General features: G+C 61.9%; 14 protein-coding genes. 7 read left to right on the top strand and 7 right to left on the bottom strand.

Going from position 1 to position 15,719, the window contains the following annotated elements; genetic code table 11:
* Positions 1 to 283: 283 nt before the first annotated feature.
* The gene (locus tag ABCW43_RS21525) at positions 284 to 1,357 is read right to left on the bottom strand and encodes an ABC transporter ATP-binding protein (RefSeq protein WP_345928225.1); all 1,074 of its coding nucleotides are present in this window, start codon (positions 1,355 to 1,357) and stop codon (positions 284 to 286) included.
* Between the two features lie 101 nt (positions 1,358 to 1,458).
* Here ABCW43_RS21525 and ABCW43_RS21520 point away from each other — a divergent pair, with 101 nt between their 5' ends.
* From ABCW43_RS21520 to ABCW43_RS21490, 7 genes are all read left to right on the top strand, one after another.
* Positions 1,459 to 2,136: a GntR family transcriptional regulator gene (locus tag ABCW43_RS21520; protein ID WP_345928224.1), complete on the top strand. Its 678-nt coding sequence runs from the start codon at positions 1,459 to 1,461 to the stop codon at positions 2,134 to 2,136.
* Positions 2,133 to 3,116, top strand: a complete 984-nt coding sequence (locus ABCW43_RS21515; RefSeq protein ID WP_345928223.1) for an alpha/beta hydrolase — start codon at positions 2,133 to 2,135, stop codon at positions 3,114 to 3,116. Before ABCW43_RS21520 ends, ABCW43_RS21515 begins: the two co-directional genes overlap by 4 nt.
* Positions 3,117 to 3,141: 25 nt before the next feature.
* The gene (locus tag ABCW43_RS21510) at positions 3,142 to 4,341 is read left to right on the top strand and encodes an ABC transporter substrate-binding protein (RefSeq protein WP_345928222.1); all 1,200 of its coding nucleotides are present in this window, start codon (positions 3,142 to 3,144) and stop codon (positions 4,339 to 4,341) included.
* A 66-nt stretch (positions 4,342 to 4,407) separates the two neighbouring features.
* Positions 4,408 to 5,334: a carbohydrate ABC transporter permease gene (locus ABCW43_RS21505; protein ID WP_345928221.1), complete on the top strand. Its 927-nt coding sequence runs from the start codon at positions 4,408 to 4,410 to the stop codon at positions 5,332 to 5,334.
* Positions 5,331 to 6,161 (top strand): carbohydrate ABC transporter permease, encoded by an 831-nt coding sequence (locus ABCW43_RS21500; RefSeq protein ID WP_345928219.1) that lies wholly within the window; start codon positions 5,331 to 5,333, stop codon positions 6,159 to 6,161. Before ABCW43_RS21505 ends, ABCW43_RS21500 begins: the two co-directional genes overlap by 4 nt.
* 120 nt (positions 6,162 to 6,281) lie before the next feature.
* On the top strand, positions 6,282 to 7,163 hold the full coding sequence (locus tag ABCW43_RS21495) for a sugar phosphate isomerase/epimerase family protein (protein ID WP_345928217.1): 882 nt from the start codon (positions 6,282 to 6,284) through the stop codon (positions 7,161 to 7,163).
* Complete coding sequence (locus tag ABCW43_RS21490) at positions 7,160 to 8,155, top strand: Gfo/Idh/MocA family protein (protein WP_345928215.1); 996 nt, start codon at positions 7,160 to 7,162, stop codon at positions 8,153 to 8,155. The genes ABCW43_RS21495 and ABCW43_RS21490 overlap by 4 nt, the downstream gene beginning before the upstream one ends.
* 110 nt (positions 8,156 to 8,265) lie before the next feature.
* On the opposite strand, the gene ABCW43_RS21485 is transcribed toward ABCW43_RS21490, so the two are convergent.
* From ABCW43_RS21485 to ABCW43_RS21460, 6 genes are all read right to left on the bottom strand, one after another.
* Positions 8,266 to 9,054: an aldose epimerase family protein gene (locus ABCW43_RS21485; RefSeq protein ID WP_345928214.1), complete on the bottom strand. Its 789-nt coding sequence runs from the start codon at positions 9,052 to 9,054 to the stop codon at positions 8,266 to 8,268.
* A 76-nt stretch (positions 9,055 to 9,130) separates the two neighbouring features.
* Positions 9,131 to 10,318 carry a galactarate dehydratase gene (locus ABCW43_RS21480; RefSeq protein ID WP_345928212.1) on the bottom strand — a complete coding sequence of 396 codons (1,188 nt, stop codon included), beginning with the start codon at positions 10,316 to 10,318 and terminating at the stop codon, positions 9,131 to 9,133.
* A gap of 108 nt (positions 10,319 to 10,426) precedes the next feature.
* Positions 10,427 to 11,644 carry a mandelate racemase/muconate lactonizing enzyme family protein gene (locus ABCW43_RS21475; protein WP_345928211.1) on the bottom strand — a complete coding sequence of 406 codons (1,218 nt, stop codon included), beginning with the start codon at positions 11,642 to 11,644 and terminating at the stop codon, positions 10,427 to 10,429.
* Positions 11,641 to 13,401, bottom strand: a complete 1,761-nt coding sequence (locus ABCW43_RS21470) for an ABC transporter ATP-binding protein (RefSeq protein WP_345928209.1) — start codon at positions 13,399 to 13,401, stop codon at positions 11,641 to 11,643. Before ABCW43_RS21470 ends, ABCW43_RS21475 begins: the two co-directional genes overlap by 4 nt.
* Positions 13,402 to 13,408: 7 nt before the next feature.
* Positions 13,409 to 14,530: an ABC transporter permease gene (locus tag ABCW43_RS21465; protein ID WP_345926909.1), complete on the bottom strand. Its 1,122-nt coding sequence runs from the start codon at positions 14,528 to 14,530 to the stop codon at positions 13,409 to 13,411.
* Between the two features lie 10 nt (positions 14,531 to 14,540).
* Positions 14,541 to 15,527, bottom strand: coding sequence for an ABC transporter permease (locus ABCW43_RS21460; protein WP_345926907.1), 987 nt, complete (start codon positions 15,525 to 15,527; stop codon positions 14,541 to 14,543).
* Between the last annotated feature and the right edge of the window lie 192 nt (positions 15,528 to 15,719).

Raw genomic sequence — 15,719 nt, 5'->3', positions numbered from 1 at the left:
GTTCCCCACGCTGAAATCGTGAAAGTGTCTGCAATTGGTCAGGCCCACCATGCTTGGCCTCCGCTTGGCAAAACGATGGCGACGACAAATTCCTGAAACGCGTCGGTGCCCTCTTCGTCCTTTGACCCGGATTGGCGAACCGAAATGAGCGCAGGTAGAGCTTCGCATCCTCTCGACGGGGAGCGGTCGGCACTCGCCCAGGTGCTGGTAGGTGCATCAGCAAGCGAAGGCGCGACCGTCATTCCTGTTGTGCGGTCACCAACTGCTTTGACTGGTTCCAGGCTCAGTTCAGCCTTTTGCCGGTCTCGGTGTCGAACAGATGCAACTTCTCGGGATTGCCCTTCACATGTATCGTTTCGCCGACCGCTATATCGCGGTCCCGGGGGAACTCGACGGTCAGCATTTTGGAATGGCCGACTTCGACATAGCCGTAGGTCTGGCTGCCGAGTCGTTCGGCCACCATCAGTTCGCCGCTGAACCAGGCCTGTTCGGGGGAGCAGGGGGTCAGTTCTTCAGGCCGAATTCCGAGCGTGATGTCCTGGCCGGCAAGCGCCCTTGCACCGGGAATGCCGCCCGTTGCAGTCTTTCCCAAGAGCTTCAGGCTCGTGCCATCGGAGGCGATCTTCGCCGGCAGGGTGTTCATGGTCGGGCTGCCGATGAAGCGGGCGACGAACAGGCTCGACGGGTTGTGGTAGAGATCGAGCGGCTTGCCGATCTGCTCCACCACACCGCTGTTCATCACCACAATGCGGTCGGCCAGCGTCATGGCCTCCACCTGATCGTGGGTGACATAAACCGTGGTCGCCTTCATGCGGTTATGCAGCTTGGCAATTTCCAGGCGCATTTCGACACGCAGCGCAGCGTCGAGGTTGGAAAGCGGCTCGTCGAACAGGAAGGCCGCCGGCTCGCGGACAATGGCACGGCCCATGGCGACGCGCTGGCGCTGGCCACCCGACAATTGTGCAGGCCGGCGATCGAGATAATCCCCGATCTTGAGGACATCGGCGGCCTGACCGACGCGGCTTTCGATTTCCCGGTCGTTGCCCCCGCGCATCTTGAGGCCGAACGACATATTCTCCCGCACGCTCATATGCGGGTAGAGAGCGTAGTCCTGAAAGACCATGGCGATGTTGCGTTCGGCCGGCGGAAGCAGGTTGACCGTGCGGCCTTCGATATCCAGCTCGCCGCCGGAAATCTCCTCCAGCCCGGCGATCATGCGCAGAAGCGTCGATTTCCCGCACCCGGAAGGGCCTACGAGAACCAGGAACTCGCCGCTTCGAATCTCGATATTGATGTCGTGGATGACCCGCAGGGCGCCATACGACTTCTGGATTTTCTTCAACGCAATGCCGGCCACGAAGGTTTCCTCCCGGATATTATTTCAAGCTTGACGCCAGATATCGATATCAATATCGATAATGATAACTTTTAGAATGCGCAACCGGCTGGATGAGTGAGATGGCCTATTTTTCCGCTAGATCGACATCGATCAGATCGCCCAAGGCAGGCGCGGCCTTCAATGCGTTGAAGCGCGACATCATGCTCGGAACGCTGGCGCCGGGAACCGGCCTCACGGAATTGGAGCTGGCGGCCCACTTCCAGTGCAGTCAGGGCACAGTCCGCGAGGCGCTCCTGCAGCTTCAGGAAGAAGGGTTGGTTCGTCGCCGGGGGCATCGGGGCACGCAGGTTTCCGAATGCACCGAGGACGAAGCGATCGAGATGTTCCGGCTGCGCCAGCAGATAGAGGGCAACGGCATGGCGCGCGTCATGCGCGCTCGCAGCCGTACGCTGGTCAAGGAGCTCGATAGCCTCCTCGACAAGATGCTGGTTGCGGCCGCGGCAGGTGACGAATTGGAGCTTGCGGCCTTCGACCGCGATTTCCATCGGCGCATTTTCGAAGATGCCAACCTGCCGGCACTCGATCCGATCCTTCATCGCTGCCTCGTGCACAATCACCGGTTCAAGATTTCCCGAAGCCCGATGGCGCGGGATCTCGAGGCGACGGCGTTGCGGCATCGCAGCATCATCGACGCGATCGAGAGTGGCGATGCAGGGAGGGCTACGGCTGCCATGCGCCATCATATCGCGACCATCGTCGATCTCGGGCCTGAAGTTTTCCCGGAGGCGACACAGTGAGCGACCTCCCCGAACTGTCGGATACGCTTTCGGACGAAATGCTGGCGCTGACGCAGCGGGTTGCGACGGAACTCGGACCTCTGCCGGATCCGACGACCCTTCTGCCGGCGGAAGGTCGTGCACAGACGCTTGCCGCCAATGTGCGATGGAATGTCAATCTGCCAGCCATGGCAAATGTCGGGGAGGTCTGGGTAGCGGAAGATGAGCGCCTCGGTTCGGCCCGCTGTCGCCTTAGAGTGTTCGTGCCGCCGGATGCCGCGGATGGTGCCATACTGTTCGTGCATGGCGGCGGCTTTGCCTTCTGCTCGCCGGAAACCCATGAGCGTTGCGCCCGGGTTCTGGCGCTGGAAAGCGGCATGCCGGTCGTGATGCCCGATTACCGGCTCGCCCCGGAAGCGCCCTATCCGGCCGGGCTCATGGATGTCGTTGCAACGCTCCGAGGCCTTTTCGAGGCGACTACCGGCGAGGGCGTCCGCCCTAGCCCCCTGGTCATTTCCGGCGACTCGGCGGGAGCCAACATTGCTCTGGCAGCGATACTGCATGAACAGGCCGAGGGCCGACGGCTGCCGGATGCCGCGCTGCTCTTTTACGGCACTTATGCGCGCTCTTTCGAAACGGCATCTTACGTCCGTTTCGCCGAAGGCCCGGCCCTTACGCGCGGAAAGATGCAGCGCTACTGGTCGTTTTATGCCGGTGAGCACGCAATAGAGGACGATCCGCTTGCCTGTCCCCTCATGGCGTCCGATGCGGCCTTGGTCGCGCTGCCGCCGCTTTATCTGATGGCTGCGGCGGTGGACCCGCTGCTTTCCGACACGGTGAGCCTGAGCCAGCGTCTCAAGGCTCTCGGCCGGGACGACGAACTGCACGTCGTGCCGGGCGTCATCCACGGTTTCCTGCAGAACACGAATGAACTTTCGGCCGCACGGGAGGCGTTGGCGGCCGCAGGCAGTGCAGCAAGGCGACTGACACAACGTCGATGACGTGAACGATCAAGAGGAGGAGACTATGAAATTTCTGAAGACACTCGCGCTTGGCGCCGCTCTTGCGGCTTCGGCGGCATTCGGTCAGGCGAAGGCGGAAACCGTCCGCTTCTGGTACCATTTCGACAACCCGGCGAACCCGATGTCGGACCTGGTCAAGAAGTTCGAGACAGCCAATCCCGGCATCAAGATCGAAGCCGAGAACGTGCCGTGGAACAGCTATTACGACAATCTTTATACCGCGCTGGTCGGCGGCAATGCGCCGGATGCGGCGATGGTGAAGCTCTTCGCCCAGCCCCGGCTTGCCGAAATGGGTGCGCTGGAGCCGATCGGCAAGCAACTCGACGCATGGAAGGGCAAGGCCGACCTGCTGGACAATCTGCTCGACCTGAACAAGGGGCCGGACGGAAAGCAGTATTACCTGCCTATCCAGTACGTGGTCCTTTATCTCTATTACCGGACCGATCTCTTCCAGGCGGCCGGTCTGCAGCCGCCCAAGACCTGCGAAGATTTCCGCAATGCCGCGATCAAGCTCACCAATGCGCCGCAGACCTACGGTTTCGGCCTGCGCGGCGGCAAGGGCGGCTGGGACCAGTGGGGCGCTTTCGTCCTGTCCCAGGGAGCCGAGTTGAAGCCGGGTGGCCTGACCAAGCCCGAGGCGATCGCTGCCAACCAATGGCTGGTCGATCTTTTCCAGAAGGACAAGGTCATTCCGCCGTCCGCGCCGAATGACGGGTTCCAGGAAATCGTCGCCGCGTTCAAATCCGGCAAGACAGCCATGACCATCCACCATATCGGTTCGTCCAAGGATCTCGTTGCTGCTCTCGGCGACAAGGTCTCCGCCGTGCCGGTTCCGAAATGCGGCAATGGCCAATGGACGTCGTATGGCGACGAGTCGCTTGCGATCTTCTCATCGTCTTCGGTCAAGGACGCTGCCTGGAAGTGGATTTCTTTCCTTGCCGAAGGGCAGAACAACGTCGCCTTCAACGGCGCGACAGGCCAGCTGACCGTCACGAAGAGCGGCTCTGCCGACTGGAAACTCCATGAGCGCCGTTTCGTCGAGGCGACCGTACAATCCTTGCCGTTCGCCAGGGTGCTGCCGCAGACCTCGGCGGTCTCGGAATTCGTCAACACGGCCTGGCAGACCAACATGCAGCAGGCGCTGACCGGCCAGATCACGCCCAAGCAGATGATGGAACAGTTGCAGACGCTGTTTGCCCAATAAGAGTCGCCTCCGGTCCCGGCACGTCCTGTGTCGGGACTTCTTTCCCCGCCTCGAGGCTGGATCCGCATGTCCCGATCGAACCATTCTCCCGTGGAGCGCCGCACGCAGTTCCGCTGGCATTATTCAGAGCGGCTCCTGCCGTACTGGCTGCTTGCACCGGCTGTCGTGGTGACCGTCGTCATCGTCTTCATGCCGATGGTGCAGGCCGTCTTCACGAGCTTCTATGACTTGATCCTGTTTCGCCCCAATGCCAGCAAGTTCGTGGGCTTCGGCAACTACGTCAAGCTGTTCAACGATCCGGTCTTCTGGACGGCGTTGTGGAACACCATCATCTGGATCGGATTGACCGTGCCATTGCAGATGGGACTCGGGCTTGTCGCGGCCCTGCTCCTTAATCGCGAGTTTCCCTGGCGTGGGCTGGCACGGGCGCTTATCATCATTCCCTGGGCGCTGCCGAGCGTTGTGATCGCGCTGATGTGGCGCTGGATCTACGATCCGAATACGGGCGTGCTCAACGATATCCTCATCTACCTGTCGATTGTCCAGTCCGCAGTTCCGTGGCTCGCCGATCCCGAAGTGGCGATCTACGCGATTATCGCCACCCTGACCTGGCAGGGGTTCCCCTTCTTCGCGGTGATGATCCTTGCCGGTCTTCAGGGTATTCCGCGCAGTCAATATGAAGCGGCGTCGATCGATGGCGCTTCCACCTGGCGGCAATTCGTCCATGTCACGCTGCCGGGTATCGCGCCGGTGCTGGCGACGGCAGGTTTGCTGCGGGTAATCTGGGTCGCCAATTCCATGGACGTCATCTTCGTCATGACCGGCGGCGGTCCGGGTTACGCCACGCACACCCTGCCGCTCTATGCCTTCATCAAGGCGCGCCAGAACCTCGATTTCGGATACGGCACCGCGATCGCCGTCACCTTCACGATCCTGCTCGGCGCCTTCGTGGTTCTTTATCTCTCCCGTACGATGCGCGAGGTGGAACGATGAAACAAAGTGCACTTCGCCGGATCATCACCACCGACCTTCCGGTCCTGCTGATCGTCCTCTTCGCCATGGCGCCCTTCGCCTGGATGATCCTGACATCGCTGACGCCGACCGCGGTGTTGAATGCCACGGGCGTGTCGCTCTCGCCGCTCGGCTGGAGCCTCGACAACTACGTGCGGCTCATCGAGCAGACATCCTTCCTCAAGAACATGCTGGACAGCCTGATCATCGCCGCCGGCACGGTTGTCGTCGGCCTGATCGTCTCGGTCACGGCGGCCTATGCCTTTTCGCGCTTCCGTTTTCCGGGCCGCAAGCTGTTGATGCTGCAGTTCCTCCTGATCAACATGTTCCCGATCGTGCTGCTCATCCTGCCCCTCTTCGTGCTGATGCGCCGCTTCAACATCCTCGACACCCATTTCGGCCTGATTCTTGCCAATGCGACGGTGGCGATCCCGTTCGCGGTATGGATGCTGACAAGCTATATCGGCGCCATCCCGAAAAGCCTCGACGAAGCGGCCATGACCGACGGATGTTCGCGCCTGACGGCGCTGCGCAAGATAGTCCTGCCGCTGACCATGCCGGGCATCATCTCGACCGGCATCTACATCTTCATCACCGCCTGGAACGAATATCTCTATGCGCTGACGCTCGGCGGGCGGAACGTGCGGCCGGTCACGGTCGCGATCCAGACGCTGATCGGCGAATACCAGATCGAATGGGGCCTGCTGGCGGCCGGCGCAGTGGTCGGCGCAATGCCCGCGACCATTCTTTTCCTTCTCGTGCAGCGACGCCTGATCGGCGGGCTGACCCAGGGCGCGGTCAAGGGATGAGGGCCAAGAATGATCGGCCTGGCCGATGAAGCGATCCAGTGAATCGTTTCGGATAACAAACGCCTGAGCAGAAGCGAAGGGCTGGAGTGACGGAACGGAATGAAAAAAGAGGAAATGACAATGAACCCCATAGGGTTGATTTCCATGCAGTATGCCAGGCCCTTCACGGCCGAGCATTTTCCGCTGTTTGCAAAGATGCGTCAGCACGGTTTTGACTTCGTGGAGCTTCTGGTCCCGGAAGCCGGCGAACTCGACATCAGGGAGACGAAGAAAGCGCTCGACGATGCCGGTCTCGGCGTCGTGCTCGCAGCCCGCGTCAACCTCCAGCGCAACCTTGCGTCGGCCGATGGCGAAGCCCATCGCGCCGGTGTCGAATACCTGAAATATACGGCCGATTGCGCGGCCGGCCTCGGTTCGAAGATCGTCGGCGGGCCGCTGACAGGCAATCCTCTTGTGTTCGCCGGTCGTGCCCCGCAGCCGGTCGACGAGGCCGAACGGCTGGCCCGCAAGGAGCGTTGCGTCAAAGGCCTGAGGCAAGCCGGAGACCACGCTGCCAAAATGGATGTTGTGCTGGCCGTCGAGCCGCTCAATCGCTTCGAAAGCGACGTTCTCTGCACCACACAGCAGGCGATGGAACTGCTGGATGCCGTCGATCACCCAGCCGTCAAGCTGATGCTCGACACCTTCCACATGCACATGGAGGAAAGCTCGATCGCCGAGGCCATCCGGCTCGCCGGTGACCGGCTGGTGCATTTCCAGGCCAATGAAAACCACCGCGGCTTCCCAGGCACGGGTTCTACCGATTGGGTCGACGTCTGCAGGGCACTTCACGAGATCGGCTATGAAGGACCGGTTTCGCTTGAACCGTTCCGGCGCAATGACGACCGCTTCGGGGTGCCGTTTGCCCAATGGCGCCCGCCGCACGAGGACGAGAGCGATCGCCTCGAGGCTTCGAGTGCATTCATGAAATCCCATCTCCTGCTTACGGAATATCGTCGATGACTTTGAAAATCGGTTGGATCGGTTGCGGCGTTCACGCAACCCAGATGCTGCTTCCCCAACTCGTGCGCCATGACGTCGAAATCGTCGCGCTGTGCGATATCGATGGCAAACGCCTCAAGGACGCCGGCCGCCAGTTCGGCGTCACCAACCTGACGACGGACGCACAGACCTTGCTTTCGACCCGGGGCATTGATGCGGTCGGGATGGCTGTCGGTCCGGATCAGCACCTCGCCTTCGGCAAGGCGGCGCTCGAACGGGGCTTGCCTGTCTTCATGGAAAAGCCGCCATCGGGTTCCGCCGCCGGGGCGCGGGAGCTTCTGGCGGCTTCGGAAAAGGCGAAGAAGCCGCTGCTGCTCGGCTTCATGAAGCGCTATTCGATCGGCAACCGCATGGCGGCGAATATCGTGAAGTCCGGCCGCTTCGGGGAGGTGCTGGGCCTGACCGGCTATTACATGACGGCGCCGGGGTATTTCGTTGGCAATGTCGATTACACCGGCTTTTTCCTGCATCACTGCGTTCATTACATGGACCTGGCGTCCTTTTTGGTGTCGCCGGTTCGTTCGATCTCGACGCGGAAGGTGGAGAAAGCTCCGGGCCGGCTGCTGTTCCATGTTGCTTTTGAGTTCGAATGCGGAGCGATCGGCAACATCGCCATGGGTACGATCCAGTCGCGCGGCACACCCGTCGAGCGGATAGAGCTGATGGGTGACCACCAGCGTATCGAGGTGGAGGACGTGATCGAAATCCGCTGGCATCGCAATCCGCCCTTCAAGATCGACGACCTTGGCGCCACGCTGAAGGAGGACTGCGACACGCTGACGTGGAAACCGAATTTCACCGCGGCGGCCAACGAGGATCCGAAGGGTTACCATTCGCTGCTGGCCGATGTGGTTCCCGCGCTCGGGGGCGCGACAACACCCGCGCCGACGATCGCCGACGGCGTCATTGCCATGGAGCGCCTGGAAACGGTTCGACGCGAGCTCGCGCTTTGAGGAGGATCCGGCCCTTGGCCAACGCCTACGAAGGAAGTTTAGCTGGCCAGATGAAAACCTCTAACGAGGACTATCGCGCCGCTCCGGTGGCCCGATCTCGTGCGGCATTCTCAAAAGACCTTGAAAGAAAAGGCAAAGCTTGCCGAGCGCTGTTCCCCCGCTCGCAGCACGAAAAGCCCTGAATCACTGCCAAGGGGAAAACCGAAGGCGCCGGCAACGTGCGATACGGGTTCGAGGCAGACATAGTCCGCGGTGCGATGAGCGACGAGGTGTTTCAGTTCCGGCCCAGCGGTCAAAGTGGCCTCGATGCCTCCATCGGTGACAACCGTGGCCCGCTGCCAGTCCGAAAGAAAAAGGGTATGGGCTTCGCTCGGCAGCATTTTCGCACTCCGCGCTTCAGATCGGGTTCCGTCTGGAACGCCCGCGTCACCTGGCGGCCAAATCTTGCCGGCATCACAAGATGCCGGCCTGCCGAGATCAGCTGCGAAATACGGATGCCAGCCAAATCCACCGGGCATGGAGGCCTGTCCCGTATTGGTCATTGAAAGCTCTATGTCGAGCCGGTTGTCGCCGAGCACCAAGCGCTGTTGAGCGCGGAAGTCGAAGGGCCAGTCCGGATCGGCGCGGTAGTCCAGCACCAGTTCGATCCGATCGGCGCCGAGCGAGGCCACCTGCCAGGCGCGGCGATGGGCCGGGCCATGCTGGGCATCTGTTCGAAGCGCCGGGTGCGGCAGAACTTCATAACGTTTGCCGCCATGCATGAAAGCCGCCCCGAGGAGCTTGTTGTGATAGGGAAACAGCGGATAGGCGCCGGCCTTCGGCCAGTTCAGCGGCTCGAACTCCGGGCCGGCGGTCGGCACAAGGATGTCACCCAGCCGCTCATGGACGAGATGGGTCATCCGGCCGCCGTTTTGAGGGAGGAAGCGAGCCTCAAGCGGCCCGCTTCGAATGCTTAGCCAACCCTTTCCTGTCATTTCAGGCGAAAGCATAGGATCCGTCCGGCCGCTTCGGGACCCGACGCTGCCAATGGACGTAACCGTCCTCATGCATCGCCTTTTCATCCATCTCGACGCCCCAGCCGGGACGGTCCGGGCGAAGTTCGAGATAACCGTCCTTCGGCAGATAGGGATCGGCGACGTAACGCGCCGACGCTTCCCGTGTCTCGACTTCGGTCCCGCCATAGACGTAGGCCTGGCCTGTCGGCAGGCGGTATTCGAGGATCTTGAAATTCTGTTGGGCGGCCGAGAAATGCACGTTTACCGCCGTTGCCAAAGGTCCCATAGGGTTGTGTGGCGCCACGCCGACATAAAAGGCCTCGGCAAGCGTCGCGATGCGGCGCATTTCGGAAAGTCCGCCGACGACGCAGATGTCCGGCTGGATCAGATCCGCGCCCTTCACCTGCAGCAGACGCAGGAATTCGTAGCGGCTGTAGAGACTTTCGCCAGTCGCCAGCGTGCATTCGAGGCCCTGCTTGAGTTCGCCCCAGGCCTCAATGTTTTCCGGCCGGAGCGGCTCCTCGTAAAACAGCGGGTCGTAAGGTGCAAGCGCGTTGCCGAGCTGCCGGGCGGCGGCGGGCTCATAGATCTTGGCATGCGCGTCGAAGGCGATCTCGTAATCGTCGCGGACCGTTTCGCGGAGTTGGCGGAAGTAGTCCGCGGACGCCTTCACCACATTGCCCCAGCGGTTGGTATGCATATCGATCCGCCAGGGGCTGAGCTTGAACGCGGTGAATCCCCAGCCTTCGTTCAACCGGTCGAATTCGTCGCGCGCTGCCGGGGCGTCCGGCGCGGTGTAGACGCCGGCATAAACCTTGATCTTGTCGCGCACCTCGCCGCCGAGCAGCTTGTAGACCGGCAGGCCCGCGGCTTTCGCGGCCAGATCCCAGAGGCAATGGTCGAGGCCGGCGATTGCCGCAAGCCCCATCGCACCGGGAGGAAACCGGCTCTGCTGGATCATCAGATTGACGAGGTAGTCCACCCGCGTCGGGTCCTGGCCGGCGATAAAGCCGTAAAGATAGTCCAGGAGCGGCGGCAGCGCCTTGTCCGGCCCGTGGTTGTAGCATTCGCCCCAGCCGGTCAGGCCGTCGTCGGTATCGAGCGCGACGATGACACGCGGGCGGTCCTTGTCGCGGGTCATGAACACCCGCATGCGATCTATTTTCATATCTGCAGTTACCTCTTGCGGCCTTGGTACGAAAACCGGAACCGATGTTCGGACCAAGGTATTTGTGGTTTGGAGCGTTCCTTGGGCGCTCGGAGGAACGCGCCGCGGCTAGGTGTTGAAGTAATGCCGCCGCGACAAGCGCATCTGCACGTAAAGGCGTTCGCCATAGGTACCCGGAGCATAGGAGCCATTGCTTTCCTGCACCGGCACCGAGACGTTGCCGTCACTCGGGAAGCGGGCGACGAATTCCTCGTCGATATCGCAGCCGAGGCCCGGTGCGTCCGGCACGGCAATCGAACCGCCCTCCTGGACGGGGTGCGGCACGATGACGTGCGAGCGGCCTTCCCAGTCGTCGTCGATGCGCTCGAGCATAAGCGCGTTCGGAATGGCGGCCATGAGGTGGAGCGCGGCATATTCGGCGACCGGCCCGAGCGAGCCGGAATGCGGCGCCACCTGAATGTGATGGGCCTCCGCCATCGCGGCAATCTTCTTCATCTGGGTGATGCCGCCGGCGCGACCCGTGTCGGGCTGGATGACGTCAACCAGTTCCTCTTCGATAAGCTGCCGCTCGCCGAAGATCGTCGCGCTGCGTTCGCCGGCTGCAAGCGGCACATGTGCAGCATCCCGGATGCGGCGGTAGCCCTCGAGATTGTCCGGGGCAATCGGGTCTTCGACCCAGATAAGTTCATAGGGCTCGAGCTTGCGCACCAGGCGGCAGGCATCGGCCGGCGTCATCCACGGGGGGCCGTGCAGGTCGATCGCGATATCCATCTCGTCGCCCACGGCTTCGCGCAGCATGTCGACCTTGCGGAGCGGATCGGCGACGCCGCCGCATTTCAGCATCTTGATGCCGCGGTTCTTCACCGATAGCGCCTGTTCCACGGTGTTGGCATGCGAATAGATCTGGATGCGGTCGCGCACCTTGCCGCCGAGCAGATTCCAGACCGGGACGCCGAGCGCCTTGCCCTTGATGTCCCAGAGCGCCATGTCGATGCCGGTCATGGCGCCGCCGCCAACCGTTCCGATCATGCCGTGGCCCATCATGGCGATCGCCATCTTCTGCCACAGCTTTTCGATATGCGTCGGGTCTTCGCCGATCAGGAGTGGTGCGAGATCCCTGATCGCCGTCTCGATGACGCGCGGCCAGCCGGAGCATTCGCCGATGCCGGTAATGCCCTCATCGGTGTCGATCTTCAGGAAAAGCCAGTTGCGCGTGCCTTCAAGCTTGTGCCCGGTGACATGGTCCGCATGTCCGTCGGACGCCCATTTGGAACGGTGCGGCTGGCCGGCATGCATGAGGAAGGTGCGGATTCCTGTGATCTTCATCGCGCAGAACTTCTATTCTTGACGTTGCTGGGATCGATGTGGGGGCTGGGTTCGATGTACCGGAACCGCTTCGAGCGATCGCGATCGCGAGGATCCGGCCGGGGAATGGCCGAAATCAGTGCCTGCGTGTAGGGGTGATCAGGGTTGTTGCAGACCTTCTCCGCCTCGCCCACCTCGACGAGCTTGCCGCGATACATGACGCCGACCCGGTCGCACATGTAGCGAATGACGCCGATGTCATGGCTGATGAAGATGTAGGCGAGCTTCAACTCGTCCTGCAGCCGCATCAGGAGATCCAGCACCTGGAAGCGCACCGAGACGTCGAGCGCCGAGGTCGCCTCGTCGGCGACGATGATGCGCGGATTGAGGGTGATCGCCCGGGCGATGCCGATGCGCTGGCGCTGGCCGCCGGAAAAGGCGTGCGGGTAACGTTCCCGCCCGGCCGGGTCGAGGCCGACCTGATCCATCAGGTGGCAGACCCGCTCGTCGAGTTCCTTGCCCTTCGACAGCCCGTTGACCAGCAGCGGCTCGCCGATCACCTGCGCGACGGTCATGCGCGGGTTGAGCGAACCGAACGGGTCCTGGAAGACCATGCGCAGCTCGCGACGGGCTGCTTTCAGTTCGCGCCCCTCAAGCTTGGCGAGATCGACCACCTTGCCATCGGCGCGGCGGTAGTGCATTTCGCCGGATGCCGGATCGTAGAGCCGCATGATCGAGCGGCCCAGGGTCGTCTTGCCGGAACCGCTTTCGCCGACGATGCCGAGCGTCTCGCCGGGCAGCAGAGCGATCGAGACGTCGTTCAGCGCCTTCATCTCCCCGAAATGCATGGAGAGGTTGCGGATGTCGAGGATCGGTTCGGCGGTCGTGTCGAGCGGCGGTCGCGCCAGACGGATTTCCGCCTTCTGCTCCAGCTTCAGCACGGAGCCGATGAGCATCTTCGTATAGGCATCCTTCGGCGTATGAAAGATCTGGTCGACCGGCCCGTATTCCTTGATGACGCCGTGATGCATGACCAGCACGTCGTCGGCGATCTGTGCCACCACGCCCATGTCGTGGGTAATGAACAGAACCGCCATTCCGGTCGTCTGCTGCAGGCGCTTGATCAGGTCGAGGATTTCCGCCTGGGTCGTCACGTCGAGCGCGGTGGTCGGCTCGTCGGCGATCAGCAGCTGCGGCTTGCACGCAAGCGCCATGGCGATCATGGCGCGCTGGCGCATGCCGCCGGAATACTGGAAGGCGTAGCGGTCGAGCGCCTGTTCCGGATTGGGGATTTCCACCTGCCGGAGCAGTTCTGCGGCTTCCTTGCGGGCCTGCGCCTTGCTCATGTTCAAATGCAGCCGCAGAACTTCGGTGATCTGGTCGCCGACGGTGTGCACCGGCGAAAGCGACGACATCGGTTCCTGGAAGATCATCGCGATGTCGCGGCCACGGACCGCGCGGATCGCCTTGCTGCGCGGATCAAGCCTGGCGAGGTCGATCGAGGTGCCGTCCTGGCGGTTGAGGATGATCGAGCCGGAGGCGATGCGGCCGGGCGAATCGATGATCTGCAGGATCGAGCGGGCGGTGACGGATTTGCCGGAACCGCTTTCGCCGACCACGCACAGGGTTTTGCCGGGCTCAATCGAAAAGGAGATGTCGTTGACCGCCTTGAAGATGCCGGTGCGAAGCGGAAACTCCGTCACTAGGTTCTTTACTTCGAGCAGCGTCTTGCCCGCCGCCATCGAAGGACGGGGCGTGATGGATAGGATATCAGTCATCCGCGCCTCACTTGTTGTACGGGTCGGCCGCATCACGCAGACCGTCGCCGAAAAGGTTGAGCGCCATGACGGCGACGACGACCGCGAGCCCCGGCATAAACAGCCATGGCGCGGTGGCGATGGAGCGGATGTTCTGCGCCTCGCGCAGAAGAACGCCCCAGGAGACTGTCGGCGGCTGCAGGCCGAGGCCGAGGAAAGAGAGCGATGTCTCCGCCAGGATCATCGCCGGCACGGCCAATGTCATCGAGGCGATGATATGGCTCGAGAAGCTCGGCAGCATATGGCGGAAGATGATGCGGCCTTCCGAGACGCCGTCGAGACGAGCGGCGGCGACGAATTCCTCGGTTCGCAGCGACAGGAAGCGGCCGCGCACGACGCGGGCAAGCTGTGCCCAGCCAGTGAAAGACAGGATGATGGTGATCATCATGTATTGCAGCGCTGCCGGCCAGCCCTGCGGCAAGGCTGCGGCGAGCGCCAGCCAGATCGGAATGGTTGGCAGCGACAGCACGAAGTCGATGACGCGCTGCATGACGAAGTCGATCCGGCCGCCGTAATATCCGGAAATGCCACCGAGCACGATGCCGAGCAGCAGCGACAGGAACACGCCGACAAGGCCGATCGACAGCGAGATCTGTGCACCCTGCACCGTGCGGCTGTAGACGTCGCGTCCGAGACGATCGGCGCCGAAGAGATAGAGCGGCTTGCTCTTGTCGGTGGTGGCGATGAGGTGGATGTCCGTCTCGAACAGGCCAAGCACCGAATAGGTGTAGCCACGCCCGAAGAACTGGATCGGGATCTTCGTATTGGTATCCTTGACGAAGATGGCGGCAAGCGTGTTCGGATCACGCGTCAGCTTCATCCCGTAATAATACGGGCCGAAACTGAACCCGTTGGCCGTATCGAGGAAATGAATGCTCTGCGGCGGGTGGAAGGTCGAACGGGCGTTCTGCATGATCGGATCGTTGATCGCGAAGAAGCCCGGGAAGATCGCGACAATGTACATCGCGACGGTGACGACAAGTGCGGCCATGGCGAGCTTGTGCCGCTTGAAAGCCCACCAGATGAGCTGCCATTGCGAGGCAACGGCGGCGCGGTCCGGCCTGACATTGGTGATGGAGACATCGACCATGGGTGTTCTCCTATTCGAGCCGAATGCGCGGATCGACCAGCGCAAGCAGGATGTCGCTGATCAGGGAGCCGATCAGGGTGAGCGCGCAGATCAAAAGCACGAAGGCGCCGGCCAGATACATGTCCTGTGCCATCAGTGACTGCAGAAGCAGCGGGGCGGCGGTCGGCAGGTTGAGGACGATCGCAACGACGACGGAGCCGGAAATCAGGTTCGGCAACAGCCAGGCGATCGTCGAGATGAACGGGTTGAGTGCGATGCGCAGCGGGTATTTGATCAGCAGTCGAAATTCGGAAAGACCCTTGGCACGCGCCGTCGTCACATAAGGTTTGGGCAGCTCGTCCAGCATGTTGGCGCGCATGACGCGGATCAGGCTTGCGGTGGAAGAAATCGCCAAAATCGCGACCGGCAGCCACAGATGTGTCAGCAGATCGTACATCTTGGCAAGGCTCCAGGAGGCCATCTCGTATTCCGGCGAGAACAGCCCGCCGACGTCCGCGCCGAATTCAACCGCCGCGACATACATCAGCACCAGCGCGAGCAGGAAGGACGGGATGGACAGGCCGAAGAAGGTGAAGGCCGTGAAGGCGTAGTCGCCGATCGAGTATTTCTTCACCGCGGAATAGACGCCGATCGGCAGCGCCAGCGCCCAGGTGGCGATCAGGCTCGCGAGCGCGAGTACCAGGGTCAGCGCCATGCGCTCCCAGATCAGACCCGAGACCGGCTGCTGCCATTCGAACGAGATACCGAAGTCGCCGCGGCTGATGATACCCCAGATCCATTTCAGATATTGCACCAGCATGGACTGGTCGAGGCCGAACCGCTCGCGCAGTGCAGCTGCGGTGTTCTGATCGACCACTTCGTTGGAAGAGGCAAGCGTCGCGATATAGGTGGTGACGAAGTCGCCCGGCGGAAGCTGGATCAGAACGAAGGCGAGGAAGCTCACCGCAAACAGCGACGGGATCATCCATAACAGACGTTTGATGATAAATTTCAGCATGCAAAGCTCGCAATTCGGATTGCACGGCATGCCAATACGAAAGCCTTAGACCATCGTTCGGGCAGTTGATGCAATGGGACCGGAAGGGTGCCGCCGCCGGTCGGGCGGCGGCACAGTTGGAGTAAATCAGCGCGTGCCCGCTCAGCTCGTGAACGTGAACTGCTGCGGCAGGGCAGGGCCGGGGTTCGGCCA

Source organism: Neorhizobium tunisiense, from assembly GCF_039631515.1.
Classification (GTDB): domain Bacteria; phylum Pseudomonadota; class Alphaproteobacteria; order Rhizobiales; family Rhizobiaceae; genus Neorhizobium.
Note: the sequence above shows the minus strand (reverse complement) of the source record. Positions and strands in the feature narration are given on the sequence as shown.